The sequence below is a fragment of the Streptomyces sp. NPDC058691 genome, from assembly GCF_042714775.1.
GTDB lineage: Bacteria > Actinomycetota > Actinomycetes > Streptomycetales > Streptomycetaceae > Actinacidiphila.
On record NZ_JBHXSO010000127.1, the window covers coordinates 1 to 6,876 of the forward strand.

The 6,876-nt window shown below is 68.4% G+C and carries 3 protein-coding genes; all 3 read right to left on the reverse strand.

All coding sequences use genetic code 11. The annotated features are described in order from the left end of the window. Positions 1-98: 98 nt before the first annotated feature. Positions 99-2,213, reverse strand: coding sequence for a ThuA domain-containing protein (locus ACFWVC_RS38320; protein WP_384299296.1), 2,115 nt, complete (start codon positions 2,211-2,213; stop codon positions 99-101). Between the two features lie 11 nt (positions 2,214-2,224). Continuing rightward, a complete protein-coding gene (locus ACFWVC_RS38325; protein ID WP_384299299.1) occupies positions 2,225-5,995 on the reverse strand; it encodes a ThuA domain-containing protein in 3,771 nt (1,256 codons plus the stop codon). A 377-nt stretch (positions 5,996-6,372) separates the two neighbouring features. Further along, positions 6,373-6,600 (reverse strand): hypothetical protein, encoded by a 228-nt coding sequence (locus tag ACFWVC_RS38330; RefSeq protein WP_384299302.1) that lies wholly within the window; start codon positions 6,598-6,600, stop codon positions 6,373-6,375. Positions 6,601-6,876: the final 276 nt, after the last annotated feature.

Below are 6,876 nucleotides of genomic sequence, written 5' to 3' on the forward strand. Positions count from 1 at the left end.
TTTGGGGGCTTGTTTTTTTTTTATATGTTCCGGGTGCGGCGCCCCCCGGCCGCGGGGGGGGGGGGGGGGCTTGCCCCCCCCCCCGCCGCGTGAACGGGTCAGCGGTTGAGGTTCTGCATCCACTCCCGAAGCTCGCGCGCCTGCCGCGCGAGCTCGGAACGCGCCGCAGCGTCGCCGGAGGCATTGTCGTTCGCCAGGGCGACGATCGAGTTCAGCGCCGGGATGGCGGTGGTGTAGTTGGTTGCCAGGTAGCTGTCCCGCGCGATGTCCAGGGCGGCATCGGCGGCGTCCGCGGCGTCCGCGGTCAGCAGCCCGGCGGCTCGGTCAGCTTCGATCAGCAGGTTGGTCTCGCGGTAGGACGAGCAGTTGGCGTCCCTGCGGTCGGCGGTCGTCTCGATCCCGCCGAGGATGATCTGCATGAACGCGTCATCGTAGTACAGCGTCCGGAAGTGGCCGAGGATGTTCGAGAACGCCTTGCCACCGCCCCAGTTCTGGCACCACGCGATCGGGTGGTCGCCGTTCATCAGCCGCAGCGGGGTGGTGGCCGCGTTGCCGCTGTTGAGGCTGCGCTGGTAGCTGTCCTCGTTGAGGCTCAGCAGCGTGTGCACGTCGGCCCGCATGTTGCGGTCGAAGTTGTAGAGTTCGTCGACCGTCATCCACCGGGCAGGGAGATGCGCGGTCGCCGGGTGCGTCTTGTCCTCGGTCACCACCTCGGCGTGGATGCAGCTGCCGCACTGGCCGAACCCGTTCTGGCCGTTCGGATGGTTGGTGAAGAACCCACCGGCGAGGTCGCCGTACCACGGCCAGGTGCCGACCTCGAACGAGTCGGCGGCGCCGTGGATGCCGACATAGCCGCCGCCCTGCTTCATGTAGGCCTCGAAGTTCGGCTGCTCGGTGGTCGCATTGAGCGGGCCCGGGTGCCCGACGTTGGACTCGAAGACGATCGTGTCGTACTGCTTGAGCGTGTCGAGGCTCAGGAACGGGCTCGTGGGCAGCGTGACCGTCGGGAGTTGCGGGTCGTAGACGTCGACGTTGAAGTTGTTCGCGATGCCGAGCTTCTGGATCGCGGCCACGGTGTGCGGGATGTGGTCGTGCCGGAAGCCCGTCGTCTTGGAAAAGATGAGGACGTTGTAGTCGGCGTCCGGCTTGTGCGGGAGCGGGGCGAGCACCGGGTCCGGGATGAACTTCGGGCCCTCCGCGGGCTCGGACTTGAGGCCCGTCGCGGGCTCCGGCGCGAGCCGGTCGTTGAGCTGGTCGATCAGGTAGCGAGCATCGCCCACGAGTGTGCTGCGGGCCGATCCGGGCGGGATCCGGCCGGCGACCGAGACGAACCCGTTCAGGACCTGGGTCGCGCGATTGGCCGAACCGGCGTCGGCGAGCGCCTTCGCCTGGTCGACCTTGGCTTGGAGCGCCGCGCCGACCTCCGCCGGGACGCTGCCGGCGGTCACGAACCGGGTGATCAGCGTGCCGACGTCCGCGAACGAGGTCGTCACGATGAACGTCTGCGTGTACTTCGCGCTGCTGGAAGCAGCGTCAGAGAGATGCACCGCGAGCGTGTGCACGCCGAGCGACAGGTCGGAGGTCTGCACCGGCAACGGCGGGACCAGCTTGCCGTCGAGGTACATGTTCAGCACAGCCACTCCGCCCGAGCCGGGGGTGGGGTCCGTGCGCGTCGGGATAAGCGTGGCGACGTGACCGACGTGGCCGTCGGTGATCGCCGGGTACGATGCAGCCGGCGCGCGCGTGTCGATCCGGACCGAGACCGAGCGGAACGCCGCGACGTTTCCGGCCGTGTCGACCGCGCGGTACCGGACGCTGGTGTTGCCCTCCTGCGTGATCACCGCTGACGCCGTGGCCGACGTCGGCGCCCCCTCGACGGGCACGTCGATGTAGGCGGCGCCGCCGTTGAGCGAGTACTGGAACTTGGCGATGCCGACGTCGTCGGTCCCCGACACGTTCAGCGTCACCGGGCCGGTGTACCAGTTGTTCTGGCCGGTCGGCGCAGAGGGCGACAGCGTCGCCACGTTGATCGTCGGCGGTGTCGTTTCCTGTGCCCACGACGGTGTCGCGGGGGTGAGTGCGGCCGCCGTCAGGAAGGCGGCCACTGCCGATGTGCGAAATCTTCTCCGCATGAGTGTCTTCTCTCCTGCCGCTATACAGGCGGGTGCGCTGGGTGCGGATGCCCGTGCCGACGAACCCGGGTTCGTCGGCACGGGCGGGTTCGCTAGGTGCCGACGCCCGTACCGACGAAGTCGGCCCAGTTCAGGTTGAACAGGTTGCCGCCCGTGGCGCCGGCCGTGACCGGGCGGAACACCAGGAACAGCTCATGCGTCCCGGACATCGAGACCGGGAACGTCTGGCTCGTCCAGGTTCCCGTCCCGCCGGTGGACACGAGGTTGGCCGTGGTCAGGATCGGCCCGGTGATCGAGTCCTGACGGACCTCGATTGCCGCCAGCGGCGACCCGGCCGTGCGGCCGTTCGCCGCGTCCGCCGCGCGGAACGTGATCGAATCGATGTTGGTCAGGTTGAATGGGCCGTTGAGCTGGAGCCAGTCGCCCGAGCCAAGGCTGCCGCGGTGCACGCCGGCGCCGCCGTCGGTGTTGGTCGCCGTGTTGGTGCCGGACTGGTTGACGACGAACTCCACCTCTTGGTGCTTCTGGCGTATCTGGTGCTGGCCGGTCGTGGTCAGCTGCGGGACGCCGCCCGGACCGCCGTGGTCGGTGTAGCGCGCCTGGACCACGCCGGAGACGTTGCCGCCGTGTGAGACGTCGTCGGCGTCCGTGTGGAGCACGCCCGAGCAGCCGTTGACGGACTCCTCGGCGTGGCCGTGCGCGTCGTGGCCGAGCACGAACGTCACCTGCACCTCGGAGCAATTCACCGTCCCGTCCTCGGGGTCGGTGACCGTGACCGAGAACGGGATGTCCTCGCCGAACGCGAACGTCCCGCCCTCCACCGGCGTATCGACGACCACCGTCGGGCTCGTGTTGCCCACGGTGATCACGGTGCTGGTCGAGGTTTGCTTGCCGGACGAGTCGAGCACGGTCAGCACGGCGGTGTAGCGGCCGGACTGCGTGTAGGTGTGTGCCGGGTTCGGGTCGGTCTCGACCGCCGAGCCGTCGCCGAAGTTCCACTCGTAGCGGATCGAGTCGCCGGGATCCTCATCCAGCGAGCCGGCGCTGGAGAATTTCACGGTCAGCGGCGTTGAGCCGTCGGTGCGGTCCGTGGTGAGCACGGCCTTCGGCGCGCGCTTGCCCTTGACGTACTCCCACTTGTACATGCCCGCGTCGGGGCTGATGACGTTGAACCCGTTGCCGTAGGTCAGCAGGTAGAACGCGCCGTCAGAACCGAACTGCAAGTCCATCGGGTTGTCGCACTCGAACCGGAACGTGCCTGCCCCGGCGTTCGCACGGCTGCCGCAATCCAGGAAGTTGTTGATCTTCTGGACGTGGTTGGTGCGCTTGTCGAGCTTGACCTCGCGCAGCGTGTCCTGCGTCCACTCGCTGATGATCACCGAGTCGTCGTAGTACGGCGGGAACTTGTGAGGGTTCGGGTTCTTCGGGTCGTAGTGGTACTTCGTGACCCCGTGCGGACCGACGCCGCCGGTGTAGAGCTCGGGGAACAGCCGCGGGCATTCGCTCGTCGAGCCGGGAGCGGTCGGGCCCGGGGTCGGCGCGTAGTAGGCCTCGCACGGGGTGCCGAGCGGCGCGCTCGTGTTGTTGTCGCGGTAGGAGTACCAGATGTCCGGGTCGGTGACCGGCGGGACGTCCCTCAGGCCCGGCTCGACCGTCGGACCGCCCTCGATGTTCCACAGTGAGTCGTTGCGCTGCGTCGGCCCGTTGCAGTCGAACTTCTGAGGCGGGTCGTTCAGCGGCGTGCCCGGTGTGGTGGTGCCGGGCGCGAACTCGTGGAAGTTCCACTGGTAGTGCGCGAGGTCGCGCTTGTAGCACGTCGGCCAGCCGTAGTTGGACGGCTTGCGCACGATCTCGTAGCGGCCGGTGCCCGCCGGGCCGTGCGAGCGCTGCGGTGTCTGGGCGTCGGGCGAGTAGTCGCCGATGTAGGCCACGTCGTTCTCGTCGACCTGGATCCGGAACGGGTTGCGGAACCCCATCGCGTAGACTTCCGGCCGCGTTTTGTCTCGCGGCTTGCCCGCGACCAGCGGGAACAGGTTGCCCGGCGGGATCGAGTAGGCGCCCGTGCCGGGGCCGGGGCCGGGGCCGAAGGCGACCTTGTTGGCGTCGGCGGCGGAGATGTTGCCGTCCTTGACCTTGATCCGCAGCACCTTGCCGCGCAGGTCGTTGGTGTTCAGTGCGGTGCGGCGCGAGTCACCGGTGAGCCGCTGATACCAGCCGCCTTCCTGCGCCGTGTTGGTGGCGATCGCCGGCGTGGCGGTGCCGCTCAGGCCGGCGCCGTCGGCGGTGATCTGCGGCTGGGCGGACTGCTGCTTGCCGCGGCGGAAGAACACGTTGACGTTCGACGTGTTGACCGGGCCGCCGCTGGTCTGGACCTCGTCCGCCTCGATGTTCGAGAGCGCCTCGAGCGCCGCGTCGATCGCATTGCGATCCGCGTTCCACGCGATCGGCTCCGTCGTCTGGCCCTCGAAGGTCAGCGTGAACGTGCCGCCCGTCGCGTTGGTGACGCGCACGGTCTGCTGCTCGTCGGTCTTCTGCGAGTTGTACGGCCCGTAGCCGCCGGCGTTGATGCCGCCCGCGGGCGTGTCATCGCCGGTGACCATCCAGAGGTTGCCGTGCTTGTCGAAGTCGATGTCGCCCCCGACGTGGCAGCATTCCTGGCGGTTGACCGGCACGCGCATGATCTGCTGCTCGGAGCCCATGTCGAGGTGCGCCGGCGTGCTGTCGGTGGCGTCGACGAACTTGAAGCGGCTGAGCTGGAAATAGCCCACGTACGGATCCCACGCGGTCTTGGACGCTGCCACGTTCGGCGGGGTGGTGTTCGGCGTGATCTGGGTGACGACCGATCCGTCGCTCAGCTTGACGTCGGTGACCTCCTTCGCCGAGTAGTAGAGGTAGACCCACTTGTTGGTCGCGAAGTTGGCGTCGACCGCCGGGCCATAGAGCCCGTCCTCGCCCGCGGAGTAGATCTGCTGCGTCATCGGCAGGCTCGGATCGGCGAAGTTGGCGACGACCGTGGTGACGCCCGTGGTCGAGTCGTGCATGCGCAGGGAGCCGAGGCGGTCCGTCTGCAGAACGCGGCCGTCCGGCAGCTGGTCGAAGCCGATCGGCTCCTGCAGGTTCGGCGGCGAGCCGATCTTCGTCTGCTGGTAGTTGGCCAGCACGGTCGCGCCGCAATCGCTGTAGGCGGGGTCGGCCTGGCCCGCGGCCCAGCCGATCGCGCCCTTGAGGTGCTTGGTGAGGCCGGCGTCGAAGCTCGCGGCCGTGTTGCCCAGGCCGGTGTAGAACGAGCGGCCGCCCTGGAAGTCCTTGCACCACGAGACCGGGTGATCGGCGCCCATCGTGCCCCCGGCGATCCCGTCGAGGTCGGCGCCCTGTGGCTGCGGCCCGAACGGGTCTTCGACGACGGTGTCGAGAACGTGTGACACACCGCGGACGTTCTTCTTGAAGTTGTACCAATTGTCGGTCCGCGACCAGATCTGCGGCAGATCCTTGCTCGCGTCGTGGACGCGGTCGGCGACCTTCACGTCACCCGATTGCACGTCGGTCCTGCCGGACGCACGCGTCCCCAGGATGTCGGTCAGGAACGACCAGGACTCGTCGGTCTCGACCGCCGAGCCGACGCCGACGAAGCCGCCGCCGTCGCGGAAGTAGCTCTCGAAGTTCGCGCGTTGCGCGTCCGTGAGCGGGCTCGCGAGACCCGTGTCCAAGAACACGACCGCGCGGTACTGCGCCAGCTTCTTCTCCGTGAAATGGTCGCCCACGTCGGCGGGCCCGGGCGCCACGGCCGTGAAATGACCGGTTCTGGCCGCATCCCGGATCGCGGCCAGGCCGGCCGACGACACCGCGTCCTGGGTGCTGCGCACCACGAGCACCTTGAAGCGGGCGTCTGGTGGTGCGGGCTTGGCGGGAGGCGCGGGCTGCTGCGGCGGCGCCGGTGCAGCGACGGAAGCGGGCTCAGCCGCCGTGGGGGTCACGGCGCTCACCGGCGTCGCGAGGAGCGTGAGGAAAGGGGCTATGAGGGCTAAGGCCATTGTGGTCGCGGTGCGACGTCTCGGGCGTCGTCCGTTTTCTGGCAGGGCTGCGTCGAGCAGCCTGGCCCACGTTCGATGACGTGGTGACATGAAAAACCCTTCCTGCCTGGGGGATGTCGGGCACGGCGCGCGCCGTCGCGCTTATTGCCACGTGGTGGTAGCGCATATTGCGGTTGCTGGAGGGTGCCGTCTCCAGGTCTGGGGGGCCGTCAGTAAGGTGCCGGCCTGGGGAAATCCATGATCGCGGTCGGGTCGTCGATGATGTGGTTGATCACCATGTTCGCCGCGCCACGGGAGGCGGCGCCGAAGCTGAGCGTGGAGGCGACGAATCGGCACTGGGCGGCTGGAGCTGCCACCACGAGCCGTTGCAGCTGGACTTGTGCGTGGAGCAGCGGCCACTGGGCCGGCGAGGCGAAACAGCCTCCGATGACGATCACTCGCGGGTTGAACAGGTTGGCCGGGATCGAGCCACCGGGTGGCCGACATCGCCAGAGGCCTGGCCTCTGGCGACGGGCGCATGACGATGGCGGTGGCACAGGTCGGCGAGTGGCTCGGGCTTCATCAGGACAGGCCGGGTGTGGTCATGCCGATGCGGAGTTGATGGATTTCGAAAAGAGCTCCATCATCGCCCTGCCGAATTGCGGCATGTCGGGCCATCCCCGGCAGGAGACGAGGTTGCCGTCCACGACGTCGGGAGCGTCGATGACGGTCGC